Origin of the sequence: Paraburkholderia gardini, from assembly GCF_907164545.1 — a bacterium.
Lineage (GTDB): Bacteria > Pseudomonadota > Gammaproteobacteria > Burkholderiales > Burkholderiaceae > Paraburkholderia > Paraburkholderia gardini.
In genome coordinates this window covers 87241-106665 of the sequence record NZ_CAJQZB010000022.1, presented here as the reverse complement: position 1 = coordinate 106665, position 19425 = coordinate 87241, and the positions used below count along the sequence as shown (strand labels likewise).

Annotated in this window: 19 protein-coding genes, 3 tRNA genes and 1 riboswitch; of the genes, 12 read left to right on the top strand and 10 right to left on the bottom strand. The window is 61.8% G+C overall.

Going from position 1 to position 19425, the window contains the following annotated elements:
* The 5 genes from LPA37_RS16635 to LPA37_RS16615 form a co-directional block, all read left to right on the top strand.
* Positions 1-332: endoribonuclease YicC domain-containing protein (locus LPA37_RS16635; protein WP_229013135.1), on the top strand; the 332-nt coding region annotated here is incomplete at its 5' end.
* A gap of 7 nt (positions 333-339) precedes the next feature.
* Positions 340-1023, top strand: a complete 684-nt coding sequence (gmk, locus tag LPA37_RS16630) for a guanylate kinase (RefSeq protein ID WP_228981318.1) — start codon at positions 340-342, stop codon at positions 1021-1023.
* Positions 1024-1082: 59 nt separating this feature from the next.
* Entirely contained in the window at positions 1083-1286 is a 204-nt protein-coding gene (gene rpoZ, locus LPA37_RS16625; protein WP_006025620.1) for a DNA-directed RNA polymerase subunit omega, read from the top strand.
* A gap of 91 nt (positions 1287-1377) precedes the next feature.
* Complete coding sequence (locus LPA37_RS16620; protein ID WP_228981317.1) at positions 1378-3762, top strand: RelA/SpoT family protein; 2385 nt, start codon at positions 1378-1380, stop codon at positions 3760-3762.
* A 60-nt stretch (positions 3763-3822) separates the two neighbouring features.
* The gene (locus LPA37_RS16615; protein WP_228981316.1) at positions 3823-4314 is read left to right on the top strand and encodes a phage protein NinX family protein; all 492 of its coding nucleotides are present in this window, start codon (positions 3823-3825) and stop codon (positions 4312-4314) included.
* A gap of 52 nt (positions 4315-4366) precedes the next feature.
* Here LPA37_RS16615 and LPA37_RS16610 read toward each other — a convergent pair.
* Positions 4367-4443 (bottom strand) — tRNA-Arg (locus tag LPA37_RS16610).
* Between the two features lie 101 nt (positions 4444-4544).
* Positions 4545-4621 (bottom strand) — tRNA-Arg (locus tag LPA37_RS16605).
* Between the two features lie 116 nt (positions 4622-4737).
* On the opposite strand from LPA37_RS16605, the gene greB reads away from it, so the two are divergent.
* Positions 4738-5307 (top strand): transcription elongation factor GreB, encoded by a 570-nt coding sequence (greB, locus tag LPA37_RS16600; protein ID WP_228981315.1) that lies wholly within the window; start codon positions 4738-4740, stop codon positions 5305-5307.
* A 99-nt stretch (positions 5308-5406) separates the two neighbouring features.
* Here the strand turns inward: greB and LPA37_RS16595 are convergent, their stop codons facing one another.
* Together LPA37_RS16595 and LPA37_RS16590 are read right to left on the bottom strand one after the other, a co-directional pair.
* Complete coding sequence (locus LPA37_RS16595; RefSeq protein ID WP_229013134.1) at positions 5407-6555, bottom strand: porin; 1149 nt, start codon at positions 6553-6555, stop codon at positions 5407-5409.
* 527 nt (positions 6556-7082) lie between these two features.
* Positions 7083-7334: a hypothetical protein gene (locus tag LPA37_RS16590; RefSeq protein ID WP_229013133.1), complete on the bottom strand. Its 252-nt coding sequence runs from the start codon at positions 7332-7334 to the stop codon at positions 7083-7085.
* A 362-nt stretch (positions 7335-7696) separates the two neighbouring features.
* On the opposite strand from LPA37_RS16590, the gene LPA37_RS16585 reads away from it, so the two are divergent.
* Entirely contained in the window at positions 7697-7900 is a 204-nt protein-coding gene (locus LPA37_RS16585; RefSeq protein ID WP_090528809.1) for a cold-shock protein, read from the top strand.
* 281 nt (positions 7901-8181) lie between these two features.
* The gene (locus LPA37_RS16580) at positions 8182-9339 is read left to right on the top strand and encodes an exonuclease domain-containing protein (protein ID WP_229013132.1); all 1158 of its coding nucleotides are present in this window, start codon (positions 8182-8184) and stop codon (positions 9337-9339) included.
* Here the strand turns inward: LPA37_RS16580 and LPA37_RS16575 are convergent.
* From LPA37_RS16575 to pepN, 5 genes are all read right to left on the bottom strand, one after another.
* The gene (locus LPA37_RS16575; protein WP_407672541.1) at positions 9336-9941 is read right to left on the bottom strand and encodes a chorismate mutase; all 606 of its coding nucleotides are present in this window, start codon (positions 9939-9941) and stop codon (positions 9336-9338) included. The genes LPA37_RS16580 and LPA37_RS16575 overlap by 4 nt on opposite strands.
* Before the next feature lie 255 nt (positions 9942-10196).
* Positions 10197-10346: a hypothetical protein gene (locus tag LPA37_RS16570; RefSeq protein WP_228981305.1), complete on the bottom strand. Its 150-nt coding sequence runs from the start codon at positions 10344-10346 to the stop codon at positions 10197-10199.
* 897 nt (positions 10347-11243) lie between these two features.
* Positions 11244-11319, bottom strand: a tRNA-Thr gene (locus tag LPA37_RS16565).
* Between the two features lie 62 nt (positions 11320-11381).
* Positions 11382-12398 (bottom strand): class 1 fructose-bisphosphatase, encoded by a 1017-nt coding sequence (locus LPA37_RS16560; protein WP_228981304.1) that lies wholly within the window; start codon positions 12396-12398, stop codon positions 11382-11384.
* 197 nt (positions 12399-12595) lie between these two features.
* Positions 12596-15298, bottom strand: coding sequence for an aminopeptidase N (gene pepN / locus LPA37_RS16555; RefSeq protein WP_229013131.1), 2703 nt, complete (start codon positions 15296-15298; stop codon positions 12596-12598).
* 212 nt (positions 15299-15510) lie between these two features.
* Between pepN and LPA37_RS16550 the strand changes: the two genes are divergently transcribed.
* Positions 15511-16206, top strand: a complete 696-nt coding sequence (locus LPA37_RS16550; protein ID WP_228981302.1) for a DUF4136 domain-containing protein — start codon at positions 15511-15513, stop codon at positions 16204-16206.
* 114 nt (positions 16207-16320) lie between these two features.
* Here LPA37_RS16550 and LPA37_RS16545 read toward each other — a convergent pair whose 3' ends face one another.
* The gene (locus LPA37_RS16545; RefSeq protein WP_228981301.1) at positions 16321-16893 is read right to left on the bottom strand and encodes a TMEM165/GDT1 family protein; all 573 of its coding nucleotides are present in this window, start codon (positions 16891-16893) and stop codon (positions 16321-16323) included.
* 18 nt (positions 16894-16911) lie between these two features.
* Positions 16912-17127, bottom strand: a riboswitch (yybP-ykoY riboswitch).
* Between the two features lie 543 nt (positions 17128-17670).
* Between LPA37_RS16545 and LPA37_RS16540 the strand changes: the two genes are divergently transcribed.
* Genes LPA37_RS16540 through LPA37_RS16530 form a run of 3 tightly spaced genes read left to right on the top strand, consistent with a single transcriptional unit; the run spans position 17671 to position 19424 of the window.
* Positions 17671-18372, top strand: coding sequence for a beta-ketoacyl synthase chain length factor (locus tag LPA37_RS16540; protein WP_228981299.1), 702 nt, complete (start codon positions 17671-17673; stop codon positions 18370-18372).
* Positions 18356-19150 carry a lysophospholipid acyltransferase family protein gene (locus LPA37_RS16535; RefSeq protein WP_229013139.1) on the top strand — a complete coding sequence of 265 codons (795 nt, stop codon included), beginning with the start codon at positions 18356-18358 and terminating at the stop codon, positions 19148-19150. Before LPA37_RS16540 ends, LPA37_RS16535 begins: the two co-directional genes overlap by 17 nt.
* On the top strand, positions 19125-19424 hold the full coding sequence (locus tag LPA37_RS16530; RefSeq protein WP_228981298.1) for a phosphopantetheine-binding protein: 300 nt from the start codon (positions 19125-19127) through the stop codon (positions 19422-19424). The genes LPA37_RS16535 and LPA37_RS16530 overlap by 26 nt, the downstream gene beginning before the upstream one ends.
* The last annotated feature ends 1 nt before the right edge of the window (position 19425 follow it).

The window sequence follows — 19425 nt, the reverse complement described above, 5'->3', positions numbered from 1 at the left end:
AGCCGCGGGGGGGGGCCGCCCGGCCGGCGGGGGCCACGATCGTCCCGCGCGAGGAAATCGCCGAACGTATCCGCCAGGAAGTGACGATTTACGGCATCCGCATCGACATCGCGGAAGAGCTCACGCGCCTCACCGCGCATCTGAACGAAACGCGTCATGTGATCGAGAAGGGCGGCAAGGTCGGCAAGCGCCTCGACTTCATGATGCAGGAACTGAATCGCGAGGCGAACACATTGGGATCGAAGGCGGCCGCGAAGGAACTGGCCGATTCGTCGATGACGCTGAAGCTCCTCATCGAGCAGATGCGCGAACAAGTACAAAACCTGGAGTGACACGCCCATGACTGGCCAGACACGCGAAGGCAGCGCGCAGCACAACCCGTACGCCGGCGCTTATCCGGGCAACCTGTTCATGGTCGTGGCGCCGTCCGGCGCGGGCAAGTCGACGCTCGTGAACGCGCTGCTCGCGAAAGATCCGCAGATCCGTCTGTCGATTTCGTACACGACGCGCTCGCCGCGTCCGAAGGAACAGGGCGGTCAGCACTATCACTTCACGACGGTCGACGATTTTCTGTTGCGTCACACGCAGGGTGAGTTTCTCGAAAGCGCGGAAGTGCACGGCAACTACTATGCGACCTCGCGCGTGTGGATCGAGGAACAGATGAAAAGCGGCCACGACGTGCTGCTCGAAATCGACTGGCAAGGCGCGCAGCAGGTGAAAAAGCAGTTCCACAATGCCGTCGAAATTTTCATTCTGCCGCCTTCGCTCGATGCGCTCGAAGAGCGTCTGAAGAAGCGTGGCCAGGACGAGCCGAACGTGATTACGCGCCGTCTGCTTGCCGCGGGTAGCGAGATGGCGCACGCCGCCGAAGCCGAATACGTGGTGATCAACGAGAACTTCGATCGCGCGCTCGCCGAGCTGCAATGCCTCGTCGCGGCGACGCGTTCACGCTTCGCTTCGCAGTACGCACGCCACACGCAGCTTTTTGTGCAACTCGGCATCCATCTGCCGCACGGCGGCTAACGGCGGGGTTTCCGGCACATAAGGTAGAATAAGCAACATACTGAGAAGGAATTTCCAACATGGCCCGCATTACCGTCGAAGACTGTCTGAAACAGATTCCGAACCGTTTCGAACTGGCGCTTGCCGCAACCTATCGCGCGCGTCAGCTCGCACAAGGCCACACGCCGAAGATCGAAAGCCGCGACAAGCCTACCGTCGTCGCACTGCGCGAAATCGCGGCTGGTCAGGTCGGCGTCGAAATGCTGAAGAAAGTGCCGGTTTAAGGCGCGCTTCGTCCGCATTCGACTGCTGAGTTATTGAACAACGCGTGCAGACCGGCTTGTCGCCAGCACGTATTCCGGCACGGAGGCGAACATGAGCACGACCCCATCGCCTGCCACTTCGGAAGCGGAGCACGATTCACACGACAACGTCCCCGAAGGCGATTCGCCTTCGACTGCACGCCGCTACATCGACGCGGTCCTCGAACAGTCGTTTCGTCATCTGTTCGGGCCGACCGCCACGCCGGAGCAGCCGCGCCGGCATGACGTCGTTTCGATCTCGAAGCTGACGTCGGCACTTGCCGAATACATCACGCCGGAAGAGATCAAGGACGTCAAGGCGGCCTTCCATTTCAGCGATGAGGCCCATCTCGGCCAGTATCGTCAAAGCGGTGAACCCTACATCACGCATCCTGTCGCCGTCGCGGAAATCTGCGCCGGCTGGAAGCTCGACGCCCAGTCGATCATGGCGGCGCTGCTACATGACGTGATGGAAGATCAGGGCGTGACCAAGGCGGAACTTGCCGAGCGCTTCGGCGCGAAGGTCGCGGAACTGGTCGACGGGCTGTCGAAGCTCGACAAGATGGAGTTTCGCAATCGCGAGGAAGCGCAGGCGGAAAACTTCCGCAAGATGCTGCTCGCGATGGCGCGCGACGTGCGCGTGATTCTCGTCAAGCTTGCGGACCGCCTGCACAACATGCGCACGCTGGGCGCGGTACCGCATGAGAAGCGCCGTCGCGTGGCGCGTGAAACGCTCGATATTTACGCCCCGATCGCGCACCGGCTGGGTCTGAACAATACGTATCGCGAGTTGCAGGACCTGAGCTTCGCGAACTTCAACCCGCATCGGTACGCCACGCTCGAAAAGGCCGTCAAGGCGGCGCGCGGCAACCGTCGCGAAGTGGTCGGCAAGATCATGGAATCGGTGCAGCGCGCGATCGCCGACGCGAAGCTCGATGCCGAAGTCACCGGCCGCGAAAAGACCATCTTCAGCATCTACAAGAAGATGCGCGACAAGCAACTGTCGTTCTCGCAGGTGCTCGACGTGTACGGGTTCCGCGTGGTCGTCGAAAGCGCGCTGGAGTGCTACACCTGCATCGGCGCGCTGCATGCGCTCTATAAACCGGTGCCGGGCAAGTTCAAGGATTACATCGCGATTCCGAAGGTCAACGGCTATCAGTCGCTGCACACCACACTCGTTGGCCCGTTTGGCGCGCCGATCGAGTTCCAGGTGCGCACGCGCAAGATGCACGAGATCGCGGAAGCGGGCGTCGCCGCCCACTGGCTGTACAAGAACGGCAGCGCCGATCTCAACGACGTGCAGAAGCGCGCGCATCAGTGGATGAAATCGCTGCTGGATATCCAGAGCGAAGCGGGCGATTCGAGCGAATTCCTCGAACACGTGAAGATCGACCTGTTCCCGGATGCGGTCTATGTGTTCACGCCGAAGTCGAAAATCATGGCGTTGCCGCGCGGCGCCACGGCACTCGATTTCGCGTATTCGATCCACAGTGACCTGGGCAACCAGTGCGTCGCGGTGAAGATCAACAACGAACTGCTGCCGCTGCGCACGGAGCTGAAGAGCGGCGATATCGTCGAAGTCATTACCGCGCCGTATTCGAAGCCGAATCCGGCGTGGCTTGGCTTTGTGCGCACGGGCAAGGCGCGTTCGGCGATCCGCCACTACCTGAAGACGATGCGGCTGAACGAGTCGGTGCAGCTCGGCGAACGTCTGGTCGATCAGGCGCTGAAGGGCTACGGCTTTGCACTGTCGGACGTGACGCCGGAAGTCTGGGAAAAGCTGGTGCAGTGGACCGGCAACAAGAACCGCCAGGAAATTTTCGCGGACATCGGCCTTGGCCGGCGCGTCGCAGCCGTGATGGCAAAGCGCATCGAGGTGCTGATGAGCGGCCGCGACGCCGACGACGACAGTCCGCGCCAGGAGTCCGCCGGCTCGCATGCGCCGCCGCCGGTCGTGATTACGGGCACCGAAGGCATGTCGGTGCAGCTCTCGGCCTGCTGCCGTCCGATTCCGGGCGACGACATCATGGGCTACATCGGCATTGGCCTCGGCATGGCGATTCACACCACCGATTGCCGCGTCGCACAGCGCATTCACCGCCGCGATCCGGGCCGCTGGATCGACGTCGCGTGGGCGCCGCAGCCCGGGCGTCTCTTCGACGTCGCGATCAAGGTGCTGGTGAAGAACACGAAGGGCGTGTTCGCCCGGGTCGCCGCCGACATCACGTCAGCCGACGCGAATATCGTTCATATCGCAATGGACGAAGACCTGTCGCAGGAATCCACCGTCCTGCGCTTCGTGATTCAGGTGAGCGACCGCGTGCACCTCGCCAATGTCATGCGCCGCGTGCGTACGAACCCGGATGTGATGCGCATCGCGCGCGAGCGTCCGAGCGAGGAAGGCCATCATCGCCACGACGGCGGCATGCGCATCGACCGCGAACGCGCCGATTACTGACGGTTTCAGGCGCGTCTGAATCGAACGCGCGCACCTGCGGCTGTTCGAAAGGGAAATCCGATGAACGTTGCTGATCTGACCGATGTCGCGCTCGATTACTGGGTGGCGCGAAGCCTCCACGATTTTGTCCGCGAAATCCACTTCACCGACAGCGGCCGCACGGTTGCGATCCGCGGCACCGACCGCGGCCGCCCCTGGGATGGACGGTTTACGCCGTCGGCCTCATGGGAAGCGGCTGCGCTCGTGCTCGACCGCGCAAGGCAGCTGGAGCTCGCGGCGGGCGGGCACGGCACCGACGCGCATTGTGTCGCTGATTTCGAGGGTGGATTGCATACGGTGGAAGGGCGCGGGGAATCGACGCGAACCGCACTGCTGCGGGCATTCGTCGCGAGCCGTTTCGGCGATACGGTCGCTGACGACATGCTGCGCCAGTCGCAGGCACTGGCGGGCGTGTGTGCGGAAGTAATCAGCGAGGCGTTGACGCCGCCCTCCGCCGAAGACATGCCGACGCCGAACGGCCGCATCGGCGATATCCAGTCGGCGCCGCGTTGATTGAGGCAACATAAAAGACAAAGGGCCTTCCATCTGGAAAGCCCTTTATAGGTGGTGCGGCTGGCAGGATTCGAACCCACGACCCCTTGGTTCGTAGCCAAGTACTCTATCCAACTGAGCTACAGCCGCACGCGAAACAGGTAGTGCCTGAACGCCGGCGCTTCGTACAAAAAACCGACGAAAGGCCGGTGAAACAAAAGGGCCTTCCCGGAGGAAGGCCCTCGAATAAGTGGTGCGGCTGGCAGGATTCGAACCCACGACCCCTTGGTTCGTAGCCAAGTACTCTATCCAACTGAGCTACAGCCGCACGCAGAAACGGGATTATAGCAAAGCCGCGAAAAAAGGGAAGCCACAAACGCCAATTTGTCCCATTATCCTTGTTATGTATCCTTGATGGACGGGGCCTGGCCCTTTCGAAGCACCATGAACAAAGCCTTTGTCAAAGAGTCGACCGACGATCTGGACGACGACGCCGATGTCGCCCAGCCCGAGATTCCCGCGGGTGCGAAGAACTACATCACGCCTGCGGGTTACCGGCGTCTGCGTGACGAACTGTTGCATCTGATCGACGAGGAGCGTCCGGAGGTCGTGAGGCTGGTGTCGTGGGCGGCGTCGAACGGCGACCGCTCCGAAAACGGCGATTACATCTACGGCAAGCGGCGCCTGCGCGAAATCGACCGGCGTATCCGCTTTCTGACGAAACGCCTCGATCTGGCGGAAGTCGTCGACAGCAGCCGGCAGGAGAGCGTCGACCAGGTGTTTTTCGGGGCGAGCGTCGACTACGGGACCGAAGACGGCGAAATGCACACGGTGACGATCGTCGGCGTAGATGAGGTCAATCTGGACATCGGACATGTGAGCTGGGTTTCGCCGATTGCGCGCGCGCTGCTGAAGGCGCGAACCGGCGACCAGGTCACGCTGCACACGCCTGCGGGGCCGGAACCCATCGACGTGCTCGACGTCCGTTATCCACGGCCGGACGCAGGCGGGTAAGCCGTTACGACGTCGATGTCGATACCGGAGAATGCCCGCGGCCAGTAAAAAAGGCGCCGCAAGCGGCGCCTTTCAATACTGCGGATACTACCTGACAGCTTAGAAGCGGTGACGCAGACCAGCCGTCACAGCGACTTGCTTGTTGTTGCCCGAAGCGTTCAGGCCGTTGATGTCTGCATTGACACCAGCGCCTTCGTTGACTTCCTGGTATTCGCCTTGCAGGTACACGTCCGTACGCTTCGACAGCGCATAAGCGGTTTGCAGGTTGAACTGGTTCCAGTGCGGGCTCGTGCCTTCCAGGTTGCCACGCGTGTACGTGTACGAACCGGCGATGCTGATAGCCGGCGTCAGAGCGTAACGTGCGTTTGCTTCGAAGTTCTGGAAGCGTGCGCTGTCGCCGTTCGTGGCGATGCCACCCGACACGCCCGACGCACCTTGGCCGATGCCGGCGAGACCGTTCAGGTTCGTTTGCGAGTACACGAGGCCAGCCGTTGCCGGGCCGAACGAGTAGCTTGCACCTGCGCCCCACGTTTGCTGACGTGACGCGAAGAACGTGTTGTCGCTCGACACCGCGCCGCTCGTGTTGAACGCTGAGCCCGGTGCAGCCGTTGCGCCGTTGCTGTTCAGTTGCAGGTAGGCCGCGCCGATGTTCAGGCCGCCGTAGTTATACGATGCACCCGCGCTGTATGCGCGGTTGTTCGCGAAGCCGTCTGCCTGGTTCGAGAAGCCATACAACGCGCCGAACTTGAAGCCGCCGTAAGCCGCGCTCTGGTACTTGACCGAGTTGTTCACGCGGAACGAGTTGTTCAGGTTGTCGTTGTCGAACGGGTGGGCAAACTGCGTGCCGCCGTATTGCGTGCCGGTCAGCGACAGCGGGCCGACGTAGTCAACCATGCTGTCGTATTGACGGCCCAGCGTCACGGTACCGAACTGGTTGCTCGACAGACCGACGAAAGCCTGGCGGCCGAATTCACGACCACCTTGCTTCAGCGTGCCGTCGTTGATGCCGAAGCCATTTTCCAACGTGAAGATGGCCTTCAGACCGCCGCCCAGATCTTCCGCACCGCGCAGGCCCCAACGGCTGCCGTTCACCGCGCCGCTCGTTTCCTGCCAGTTGCTATGACCGCCCTGGTTGTTCGTGTAGGTGATGCCTGCGTCGATCAAGCCGTACAGCGTGACGCTGCTTTGTGCATGAGCGGCAGTAGCGAAAACGCCCGACAGGGCCGCGACCATGAGTGTCTTTTTCATCTTTGTAACTCCGAGAACAGGATGGGCTTTGGAAACCCAGGCTTCAAGGAAACGATCACGCAACGCTGCGAGAGGCGGAATGCACGTGAAAACGCGCCATACGACAGGCACGTTCGTTTCCGGGACAGCCAAAGTGTATGTACGTGAGTTGCGATGCGCCCATTCCGAAATCCGCAATAAAGTATTACTGGATTGGAAATGATATTTAGCCTCGGCTAAAGCCTTGCTGGTAAAGGCTTTGGGGGCTTCTTCCCGATACGGGAGATTGATGTCAACCTTAGGGCGTTGTGCAATTGCGACAGCAAAAGTGGCCCAAAAACTACAACGTTTGTCTCAAACTGTAACTGTTGCAGTTTTCGAAATAGACGATTGTTGTTATTGCCGCTAATCGCATTTCAAGGCAGCGCTATACTGAACTTTCTGCTTTTCGGAGCAGACTTTTTCGTTGACGAAAAAGATCTCCAAACCTTTGTCGGCGCGGCCTTCCAGCCGCGCTCTTTTTTTTCAGCCGTTCTGCACGTTCCTTCCTAGCCAGCTCCGGTTGCCACCGGATTCGCTTCGTCGAACCCGAAGCTGCCATGCACGCTCCAATCTTCCATCACGTAGCGGCGCGCGTCCATAGGGGAAGACAGCAGGTTCTGCCAGTGATCGCCGTGCCACACCGGGTCGAATGCGAACGCAGAAGAATCCGCCGCTTCCGTGGTTCCTTCCGACTGTACGGATGACGGTTGAGAATGAAAAAGCCAGTTGGCCAGCCATCCGGGTTGCTTGAAAAACATGGCGATCTCCCTTTTGCGTGATACATAACTTCGATCGTGATGTGAATGTATTACATGAACAACCCGGATAAACACTTACCAAAAACACTATTTGTTACATAGTGGAAATTTTGCCCGAATTTCCGTTCTGAGACTTTTAAAAAAAGTAATAATGACCGATAGTTTTAAAATGCGTTTTGAATTAGGTGACTGCTTCATTCAGGCCTTCAAATCCAGTTGCCTGGATTTCTCTTGACGGCTTCTCATCGTTCCCCGTATAACGGCAAGGCTGAATTCCAGAGCTGGATGTGTAGTTGGCAGGCCCATGGAGTTGGCATAAAGGGCATCACCCGTTTTACTTTAAATTTCGAGGGAACTGGAATATGGAAACCGGTATCGTCAAATGGTTTAACGATGCTAAGGGCTTTGGATTCATCACGGCTGATTCGGGTGGCGAAGATCTGTTCGCTCATTTCTCGGAAATCCGCTCGGAAGGATTCAAGTCGCTGAAAGAAAATCAGCGCGTGTCCTTTGAGGTGAAGGCCGGGCCGAAGGGCAAGCAGGCTGCGAACATCCAGCCGCTATAAGCCTCTGCGCGCCACGCGCAGAGGTTGCCGTGACCTCAAAAGCCCTCGCCACGCCGAGGGCTTTTTTTATTGGCGGAAATTGTGGAATTTTAATCGAAATTAAAAAGCGGATTTCGCAGGGCTGGTTTATAAATTCTGAATGCCGGTGGCGATTTTTTAAAGGTCATGAGCGCGCGGGTTTTTTATTCGCCGGGCAACCAGACAGAAATTTCCCGCCGCAATCCTGCTGATCTGCCAACTGGTGCATACTTGCGCAAAGTCCACGCCTAGAACGCATTCTCATGTCTGAACAGTATCTGGCGGTTCCCGCCATCGATGTACCTATTGTCTTTGTCGACCTCGAAACCACTGGCGGATCTGTCGGCGAGCATCGAATTACCGAAGTCGGCGTAGTCGAAGTGGGGCCGCAAGGCGTTTCGCGCTGGAGCACGCTGGTCGATCCGCAACAACCCATCCCGCCCTTCATCCAGCAACTCACCGGCATCACTGACGCGATGGTGCGTGGCGCGCCGACGTTCGAGTCAATTGCGCCCGCGCTGTTCGAGCGCCTGAAGGGCAGGCTCTTCGTCGCGCATAACGCCAGTTTCGACCGCGGTTTCCTGCGCGGCGAATTCGCGCGCGTGGGGCTGACGTTCAATCCGGATGTGCTGTGCACGGTGCGGCTGTCGCGCGCGCTGTTTCCGGCCGAAAAGCGCCATGGTCTCGATGCGCTGGTTCAGCGGCATGCGCTCGTGCCGTCCGACAGGCATCGTGCGCTGGCGGACGCCGATCTGCTCTGGCAATTCTGGCAGCGTCTGCACAGCCTCGTGCCGGTGGACGCGCTGCGCACGCAGATCGAGCGCACCACGCGCTATTTCCAGCTTGCCGGCGACATCACCGAGGACCTGCTTGACACCGCGCCGGCCGGCTGCGGCGTCTATGCGTTCTATGGAGAGGACGACCTGCCACTCTACGTCGGGCGCAGTGTGCGTGTCCGTCAGCGGGTACGGGCGCATCTCACGGCCGAGCGGCGTTCAGCGAAGGACATCCGTCTCGCGCAGCTGGTTCGGCGCGTCGAATGGCGCGCGACGGGCGGCGAGCTTGGCGCGTTGCTCGCCGAAGCGCAGTGGATTGCGACATTGCGCCCGCGGCATAACCGGGCGCCACGAGTGGGCCGGCACGATCCCGTCGACGCCCCCTGGCCGTTCAGCGGTCCAGTCGTCTTCGAGGAGCGCGATGCGCAATCGCAGGCCACGGCGTTTCATGTGATCGATCGCTGGCGCTATCTCGGCGGTGCGGCGACACAGAAAGAGGCAGCTTCGCTGGTCGTGCCAGGTATTGCCGGCGCGTTCGAACTGTCGACGTACCGCATTCTCCAGACGCATCTCGAGCGCGGCCTCGCAGTGTCGCTGCTGGGCGCGCCAGCGCCGCTCGCTTCGAGCGACGCCGCTACCGTCTAACCCGTCGCGCCGACGCCGCCCGACTCACACACGTGCGAGAGTGCATGCGTCAGCGCGCTCGAATGCGCGGCGTCGTAGCGCGTCAACGACTTCCAGTTTGCAATGCCCCGTGCGACCCGCGACGGACAGTCCGCTGCACCGCGCAGCGGCTGCACGCGCGCGAGGCCAGCCAGCATCGACTGCGTCAGTCGATCCAGTTGCGGGCGCGTGCTGGTGGCGAGGTCCGGTGCGGCGCCAGCCGGCGGCTGGCCGTTGCGCCACGCATCGAACAGTGCATTCTGCACATCCTTGCTGGCATCGATCTGATCCCGGAAGAACGCTTGCGCGAACGCCGGATCGACATTCGCGACTACCGCGCGCTTCGCGACATCAGCGAGTAGCGTGTTTTCGCGCGGCGTGTCGGTGATCGGCTGATGCGTTGCCCACTTGTAGCGCGCGACCGGCTCGGCGAGCGCAAGACGTTGCGAGGCAAGCGCGATGAGATTGGTGAGCGCTGTGTCGTCGCCATCGGCGGAGGCGGGAAGCGGTGCGACGGCGAGCGTGGCCGCGACCAGCGTCGCGCAGAGCGCGCCAGTGCGTGTCAGAAGTGTCAGAAGTGTCATGAGTGAATAGCGGCCGGCAGGCCAGAACGGAAACAGCAGTAGAGTAGACGATCACCGCACTGGCGCGGTCAAATCGACGCGCGCAACCGTGCGCGCCAGGTGCCGCCACCCGGCGCGCAGGCAACAATCAGGCGGCAGTCGTTCGCGCGAGTGCACGCGGTACGCAGCGCGCAACGGCGCCTGCGCACGATAGCCATCCCCGCGCGAATCGGGCGTCACCCGGCGCGTCACCCGTATTGCCGTGTCTGACCACGCTTACTTCTGGTCGCACGACTTGCGTTGTTCGTCGAAGAATGCGCGAACGTGTTCTGGAAGTTCGGCCCCGAGGAACTCAACGCCTGCCGGTTCCGGATCCGGACTCAACACCTTGTCTGGGGTCGGAATTCTTGGCGGTCTGGTATCCATGATCTTTCTCCTTTACAAACCGATTATCTGCTCCGGTCTCCGTTTTGCACCAGTGCTGCGAAGCGGCAACTCCGGTTTCGCTGTTTCATTGTTGCTTTAACGGCACAGCCCTTCCGGAATTGAAGTCGAGTGAATAAAATTTATCGGTTGTCTGCTAATCCCTTGCTGTCAGCTCTTCCTTACAGCCAGTCTCCCGCTCCTCTCCGCCCTGGTCCGTGCGTCGCCATACATGCGGACGCACGAAAGCGGTGTCGTTGTTATTGTGCATCGCAGCGAAAAGATGCGCGATTCCGGATTCGTATGAAATGTGATCTTGCCTGATCTTTTATTAACGGATGATTAAGGCGCTCCGTTGACGAACAGAAACAGGTTTCGTTGTCGTCAACGTGAATGAGGACGCATTCGGTTTTTAAACGATCATTCGTTCGGAAATCGACTTTCGAAAATATCGCTAATATTTACCGGACATGGAAATATGCGTCCGGTGTGAGGAAGGCGTGAATGCATTTGCCGGGTAGCGACGCGGTTTCGCCGTCCGGAGCAGGTTCGTCGTTCTACCGGGAGGCGCACATGAAATCGGGCGCATCGTTGTGAACGCGGTATGCGTTCAATCAGGATTCTTAAGCATGGCCAGGAGGCGAAACAACCAGCCGATGCAGTTTTTTCGTAGCGATCGCGCCGCGCCGTGCATCTGGAATGGTTTTGTGCGCAACGACCGCGTCGGAATATCAGGGAATCGTGCTGGACCCGCCGCGGCAATGTCGTTCGCTACGATGGGGGTAGCGAGACCGCGACCGACGGCGTACGGTTCGCCGACGTCGCCTTTATCCGCGCTCCACAAAGCCTGCAAAGCAAAAAGCCCAGTCGCGATGACTGGGCTTTTTGCCTGAATCTTGTTGGTGCCGGAAAGAGGAATCGAACCCCCGACCTTCGCATTACGAATGCGCTGCTCTACCGTCTGAGCTATTCCGGCATCAGGGAAACGAGATTATAGGGACTTCTTCAATAGTTTGACAAGCCCCCGGTTCAACTTTTTCAGCTTTTTGCTTCGAGATGGTAGCGGGTCACGCGATCGACTTCATTTTTCGAGCCGAGGAACACCGCGACGCGTTCGTGCAGGCTCTTCGGCATCACGTCGAGAATGCGTTTCTCGCCGTTCGTCGCGGCGCCGCCCGCCTGTTCGACGATGAACGCCATCGGGTTCGCTTCGTACATCAGGCGCAGCTTGCCTGGCTTGTCCGGGGTACGCTTGTCGGCGGGGTACATGAAGACGCCGCCGCGGTTCAGGATACGGTGCACGTCCGCGACCATCGATGCAATCCAGCGCATGTTGAAGTCCTGCTGACGCGGACCTTCGGAACCCGCGTTCAGTTCACCAATGTATTGCTGGACCGGCGGATGCCAGTGGCGTGCGTTCGATGCGTTGATCGCGTATTCGCGTGTTTCGACCGGAATGCGCATATCGCTTTGCGTAAGCACCCACGAGCCGAGTTCGCGATCGAGCGTGAAGCAGTTCACGCCATTGCCGGTCGTCAGCACGAGCACGGTTTGCGGACCGTAGACGGCATAGCCCGCGGCGACCTGCTGCGAGCCGGGTTGCAGAAACGACTGCTCGGTCGGTTGCTGGCCATCGGGGCAGCGCAGCACCGAGAAGATCGTGCCGATCGACACATTCACGTCGATGTTCGACGAACCGTCGAGCGGGTCGAACACCAGCAGGTATTCGCCCTTCGGATAGTTGCTGGGGATCGGGAAGAACGTTTCCATTTCTTCCGACGCCATCGCGGCCAGGTTGCCGCCCCATTCGTTCGCGTCGAGCAGGATTTCGTTCGACAGGATGTCGAGGTTTTTCTGCACCTCGCCCTGCACGTTTTCGCTGCCGGCTGTGCCGAGCGCTTCGCCCAGCGCGCCCTTGCTGACGTGGTAACTGATCGACTTGCATGCCCGCGCAACGACTTCGATCAACAGACGCAGATCGGCAGGCAGGTTATTGGTCTCGCGTTGCTGCTCGATCAGGTACTTCGTAAGAGTGGTACGACGTTGCAAAGCCATTGCTTACTCCGGAAAGGCATAGGAATGCACTGATTTTACCTGCTTGCATCCGCCCGCCCCGCCTTTTGAGACGGCGCGTGCGCTTTTCGCATCACGAGGGTTCGATTCGCGGCGCATTGAGGCGGCCCGTTTCTCGCATGAAAAAAAGAGCCGGCGTACCGCACCGGCTTCTTCTTCAAACAGAACCGCCGAAAAAATCAGCCCAGCGCCTTCTCCACGATCTCGCGCACATCGCGCGATTTCACCTGCGCCGCGACGGACTCCAGTGCCGCGCGCATGCCGTCGCGCAGCGTCGGCGTGAACCGGCGCCACAACTCCAGCGAGCGCGCGAGACGCGCCGCAACCTGCGGATTCATCGCGTCGAGCGCGATCACCTGTTCGGCCCAGAAGCGGTAGCCCGAACCGTCCTCCGCGTGGAACTGCGACGGATTGGCCGCGCAGAAACTGAAGATCAGCGAGCGTGCCCGGTTCGGGTTCTTCAGCGTGAACGCCGGATGCGCCATCAGCTTGCGGACGATATCGATCACCGGCCGCTGCGCGCTGCCGCGTTGCGTCGCCTGCAGTGCGAACCACTTGTCGATGACGAGCGGTTCGTTTTCGAAGCGTCGATAGAAGTCGTCGAGGGCGGCGTCCGCCAGCGTGCCGCCCGCAGCCGCCGACGCATTCAGCAGCGCCGACAGCGCAGCCGACCGGTCCGTCATGTTGTTCGCCGCGTCGTACTGCGCGTGGGCAAGACGCACGGCTTCGGCGGGATCGTCCAGTTCCGCGAGATACGACAGCGCGAGGTTCTTCAGCGCGCGATGGCCCGAAGCCTCGGGAGTCGCTTCGTATGCGCCCGGCGTCTGATGCCGGGCGTAGATCGCGAGCCAGTCGGCGCGCAGCGCGTTCGCCAGACGGTTGCGCACGAACTGCCGCGCCCGGTGCACGGCGGCCGGATTCGACTCGGCCATCTGCTCGGCCAGGTACGCTTCCGAAGGCAACATCAGCGCGAGTTCGCGAAACGCCGGCGACAGCGTTTCGTCGCGCAGCACGCGCGCGAACGCTGCGACCACGGCGTCGTCGAGCTGCAGCGGCGCGCCCGTCGCGGCGTGTGCCGCGAGTGCGAGCAGTTCGCGCGTGGCAAGCCGCTGGCCGGCTTCCCAGCGGTTGAACGGATCGCTGTCGTGGGCAAGCAGGAAGGTCAGTTCCTCGTTCGAGTAGTCGTATTCGACGATCACCGGCGCCGAGAAATTGCGCAGCAGCGAAGGCAGCGGCTTGTCGGCAACATCGACGAACGTGAAGGTCTGCTCCTTGGCCGTGAATTCGAGCACGCGCGTCGTGCCCGCGCCCGCGGCCGTTTCACCTTCGAGGCGCAGCGGCAGATCGGCGCCGTCCTTGCCGATCAGGCCGATGGCGAACGGAATCAGCAGCGGACCCTTTTGCGTATCGCGCGCGGCCGGCGAACTGTCGCCGTAGCCTTGCGTCAGCGTCACGCTGTAACGGCGCTGCGCAGCGTCGTACGTGGTCTTGACGGACACGCGCGGCGTGCCGGCCTGGCTGTACCAGCGCTCGAACTGCGCGAGGTCGCGACCGTTGGCGTCGGCGAGCGCGTGACGGAAATCGTCGCACGTCACGGCCTGGCCGTCGTGGCGCCTGAAGTAGAGATCCATGCCCTTGCGAAAACCGTCGCGGCCGAACAGGGTCTGATACATCCGCACGACTTCCGAGCCTTTTTCGTAGACCGTCATCGTGTAGAAATTGTTGATTTCGACGTAGCTTTCCGGGCGCACCGGATGCGCCATCGGGCCGGCGTCCTCGGCGAACTGCATCTGGCGCAGCACGCGCACGTCCTCGATGCGCTTCGTGGCGCGCGCGGCTTCATCGCTACTGTTGCTCTGGCCGCCGGCCATGTCGGCGGAAAATTCCTGGTCGCGGAACACGGTCAGCCCTTCCTTCAGGCTCAGCTGGAACCAGTCGCGGCACGTCACGCGATTGCCGGTCCAGTTGTGGAAGTACTCGTGGCCCACCACGGCCTCGATGTTCGCGAAGTCGGTATCCGTCGCGGTTTCGGGGTTCGCGAGCACGTACTTCGTGTTGAAGATGTTGAGCCCCTTGTTCTCCATCGCGCCCATGTTGAAGTCGCTCACGGCGACGATCATGAAGCGGTCGAGATCCAGTTCGAGCCCGAAGCGCTGCTCGTCCCAGCGGATCGAGTGCTTCAGCGAATCCATCGCGTGTTGCGTCTTGTCGAGGTCGTGCGGTTCGACCCACACCTGCAGCAGCTTTTCCTTGCCCGAGCCGCTCTTCACGCGCTCCTCGAGCGCGACGAGCTTGCCCGCCACCAGCGCGAACAGATAGCTCGGCTTGCGAAACGGGTCTTCCCAGCGCGCGAAGTGGCGACCGTCAGGCAGGTCGCCTTCGTCGACCAGATTGCCGTTTGACAGCAGCACCGGATATGCGGCCTTGTCGGCACGCAGCGTGACCGTGTAGGTCGCCATCACATCGGGCCGGTCGAGGAAGTACGTGATGCGGCGAAAGCCTTCGGCTTCGCACTGGGTGAAGAAGTTGCCGCCCGAGACGTAGAGGCCCGAGAGCGTGGTGTTCTCCGCCGGGTTGCAGGCGCTCACGAGCGTCAGCTCGAAATCGTCGGGCACGTGGTCGAGCGTCAGGCCGCGCGCGTGCGGATGCGCGGCGGCGTGCGGCTTGCCGTCGATCGTCGCGCTGACGAATTCCAGCTGTTCGCCCATCAGTTCGAAATGCGACGCGCGCACGGCGCCGGGATTGCGACGCACGCGCATCGTGTTACGGACGACCGTGCGCCCGGGGACGAGATCGAACTCCAGCGCGACGGTATCGATCATGAATGCGGGCGGCGCGTAATCGGCGCGGCGGATCACAGCAGGCGTAGCGGTGTCGGACATGGCGGGTTCATTAAAGAGTGCAGGGCGGCCGATGGCCGTGCGGGGTGCGCGGCGACAAACCAGTTGGACCATTGTACAAAGCCATTCCAGATTGTGCCCCTCGAACTTTTTACCGACGATGCGGGTCAGCGTAATATCGGGCCACGATGCAATGGCGCAGCGCGCCTGCCAGACACCGAAAGATGCCGAAGACGCTGAAAATGAGGAAGACCATGAAGTTCGACCGTTGGACCCGCCGTGTCACCATGCTGCTGGGCGCCATGGCTGTCACCCTGTCCGGCTGCACCACCTGGGTGACGACGCAGGTCACCGCCTTCTCCGACTGGAGCGGGAGCGACGCGACGCGAACCTATGCATTCACCCGCGCCAGCGACCAGCAGAACAACCTCGAACTGTCCACCTACGAGGCGCTCGTCGGCAACGAACTCACGAACCAGGCGTTCCGTCGCGTGAACAGTCGGGACGCGCACTATCTGGTTGGACTCGGCTACGGCACCCGCAGCGATATGGTGACGGTTTCGCAGCCGGTCTATTACTACAACCCGTGGCCGGCGCCTTACTACTGGGGCCGCCCGATGGTGGACCCGTGGGGACCGTTCGGGCCGTTTCCGGCCGGCTACGTGGGCCAGAGCTATCCGGTCTATACCCATCTGCTCAGCATCCGCATCACCGATCGCGCGTCCGGCAAGGAGGTGTACAACGTGACGGCCCGCAACTCGGGCGACGAGCCGTCGCTGGTGCGCGCGATGCCATATCTCGCACGCAGCGCGCTCGCGGATTTCCCGCTGGGTAACGGCGTCGTGCGCACGGTACGCATTCCGCTCGATGGCAGCGGCGGCGCGCCGTCGAACGAAGCGGCTGTGGGAGCGCCGCCGGCGCCGGCCTCCGCGGCCAAAACCGTCCAGTAGCCGAGGCTTCGCAGGTTTTACGCGTTCCGCACCGGCGGCATCGCGGCGGAAAAAGCCGGCTCCCGCGTCATACGCGGAGCCGGCTTTTTACTGATGCATCACGCGGAACGCGCCTCAGAGCCCCACGCCGAAGAGCGCCATCGTACCCAGCACCACGAACATGACCGCGGCGATACCGTGGACCACCTTCGTCGGCAGCCGGTGGGCGAAGCGGTCGCCGAGCAGGATGGCCGGCACGTTCGCGATCATCATCCCGAGCGTCGTGCCGGCCACCACGCCGAAGAAATCATGGAAACGCGCGGCGAGCGCGACGGTGGCGATCTGCGTCTTGTCGCCCATTTCCGCGAGAAAGAACGCGACGACGGTCGCCCCGAACACGCCGAGGCGCGTGCGGTTCGCGTTGGCTTCGTCTTCGTCGAGCTTGTCGGGCACCAGGATCCACAGCCCCATGCCGATGAACGACACCGCCAGCGCCCAGCGCATGATCGTCGGCGTGACGAGCGTGCCAAGCCATGCGCCGAGCGCGCCGGCGCCCGCGTGATTGACGAGCGTCGCGACGAGGACGCCGAGAATGATCGGCAACGGTTTGCGATAGCGGGCAGCGAGGACGAGTGAAAGCAGCTGCGTCTTGTCGCCGATTTCGGCCAGCGCGACGGCGCCGGTCGAGATGAGAAAGGCTTGATCCACGTTGTGATGGTTTTCCCGGGCCGTGATGAACGAGCGACGACCCACAACCAGCCGGACCCTGTAGCGGCAGCTGTGGATCATCGGTCTCGCCAGGCCTCAAGGCTGCGTCTGCCATGGCCGTACAGGCCAGGTCTGTTGACAGGCGCCCCCGCGTGACACGTGCGCGGCGCGGTCTTCATGACTGAAAGACTGCGCGGACATGCAGCAGGGCGGCTACTCCCCAATGAGGGGCGGATTATAACACGCGGTTTTCGGGTCGCTGCGCCCCGCCTGGCGCGCCTGGGCCCCGTCCGCAGTCCCTTTCAACCTGATGTCGCAGATGCGACGCGTGCAAACCGTCCAGATTCCGGCGGATGGCGCAAACATTTCTTTCCGAAAGTAAAAAGGGCGACATGAAAATGCGAGAGCGGTTCACCACATTTCGTCAGCATGCGAAAGGGTTTGAGGCCTTCCAGGACTACATTTACGTTTCCGTGGCGGCGTTAAGACGGATACAGATAGATACGTCTTTCGTGGCTGATTTAATCCACAATATTCAGTATGATGCCGGCGACCGCCGGGGAATCCGAGTCTAACTAACATCATGTCCGGTGAGTCCGCCCCTAAATAATCCGGGGCATCGGCCGTTAATTCACCTGAACACATATAAATAACGAGACTGGATTGACCCTTGCGGCGTCTGCCCCGGGCTGGGCGGCGCCCGTGTGTCGCCTTCCGGCCGGCGCGCCGGATGGGGCGCCAGCAGCCTTAGCCGCTTTCAATCGCGCGAACACCGATATGCCCGATCTGCACTGGACTATTCCGGTTGCTCGCTGGTCTTCCTGGCCTGCCGCCGCAGCCACCGCCCCCGATATCGGCTTCATCGAGCCGATCGTACGGCGGCGACTGAGCACACTGTCGCGCGCCGCGCTGAAGGTGGCGCACGACTGCGTGGGCGATGACGTCGCCGCCGTGCGCACGGTATTTGCGTCGCGACATGGCGAACTGCGCCGCACCACCGACATCCTGCGCGCCATCAGCGCGGGCGAACCCGTATCGCCGACCGCGTTCAGTCTTTCGGTTCTCAACGCGATGACGGGCGTGTTCGGCATCGCCCGCGGCGACCGTTCGCCGGCGAGCGCGATTTCGGCGGGCGCCGAGACCCTTGGCTACGCATTGCTGGAAGCGCATGCGCAATACGCGAGCGATCCCGCCACGCCCGTGCTGCTCGTCTACGCCGATGAACCCGCCGATCCCGCGTACGGCACGATCGAAGACGAAGTGCAGGGCGGCGCACTTGCCATCCTGCTCGACGCGGCCGCAACCGCAGGCCAGCTGACGTGTACGATTGCCCGCGCGCCGGACGCCGGCGATGCGTCGTTCGCCGTATTCCCGACACAGAGCCAGGCCGTGCATCACTGCCTCGACACGCACGCGAACGCGGTGTGGCAGGGCGCAGGCGCAATCTGGCAATGGAGCTGGCATCATGGCGCGGCTTGAGTTCGTGTGGCGGTTGACCGCAACCGGCCTCGCGATGGCGGTGTTCGGGGTATGCGGTTTCCTGTTTTCCGTGATCGTGTTTCCGCTCGCGTGGCTATGGCCGCACCGGGCGTCACGGCAACGTGCGGTGACCACGGTCATTCACGGATTTTTCCGCGCGCTCGTGGCCGTGCTGCAGTTCGCCGGCGTGATGAAGCTCGAAGTCGAGGGCGGCGACGCACTGCGCACCCGCCGTCCGGCGGTCGTCGTGGCGAATCATCCGACGTGGCTCGACGTGATGGTGCTGCTCTCGCTCACGCCGCACGCGTGCTGCGTCGTGAAGAACGCGCATTGGCGCAACCCGTGCTTTTACGGCATCGTGCGGGCGGCCGAATACGTGAGCAACGCGGACCCGGTCGAGCTCGTCGAGGCAGGCTCGCGGCAACTCGAAGCCGGCTATACGATGATCGTCTTTCCGGAGGGCACGCGCAGCCCCGCGCAGAACCGTCTGCACGCGTTTTCACGCGGGTTCGCGCACATGGCGATCAAGGCGGGCACGCCGATCCTGCCCGTGCTGATGAATTGCGATCCGCCCGTTTTCACGAAAGAGATGCGCTGGTACGACGTGCCGGCGCGCGCATTTTGCATGCGCGTGAGCGTGCTCGAGCCGGTTGGCGTCGAACAGCTTTCAGCCCACGAGACTTCGCCGGCACTTGCCGCGCGTTCCGTGACCAGCGCCATCGAGGCCCACATTACCCAGCATCTGTTCGACTATGGATTCTTTAAAACTGGAAATTAAGCAGCTCCTGATCGCCGCTTTGGATCTGGAGGACCTGACACCTGCCGACATCGACGACGATGCGCCGCTCTTCGATACCGATGGCATCGGTCTCGATTCGATCGACGCGCTCGAGATCGGCATCGTGCTGCGAAAACAATACCAACTGACCATCGCTGCGAACGACGAACGCACGCGCGAGCATTTCCGCTCGATCAATACGCTGGCGGCGTTTGTCGCCAGCCAGCGCGAGCCGGTGCACGCAGCGAACGAAACCGCAGGAAAAGGGGAGTAAA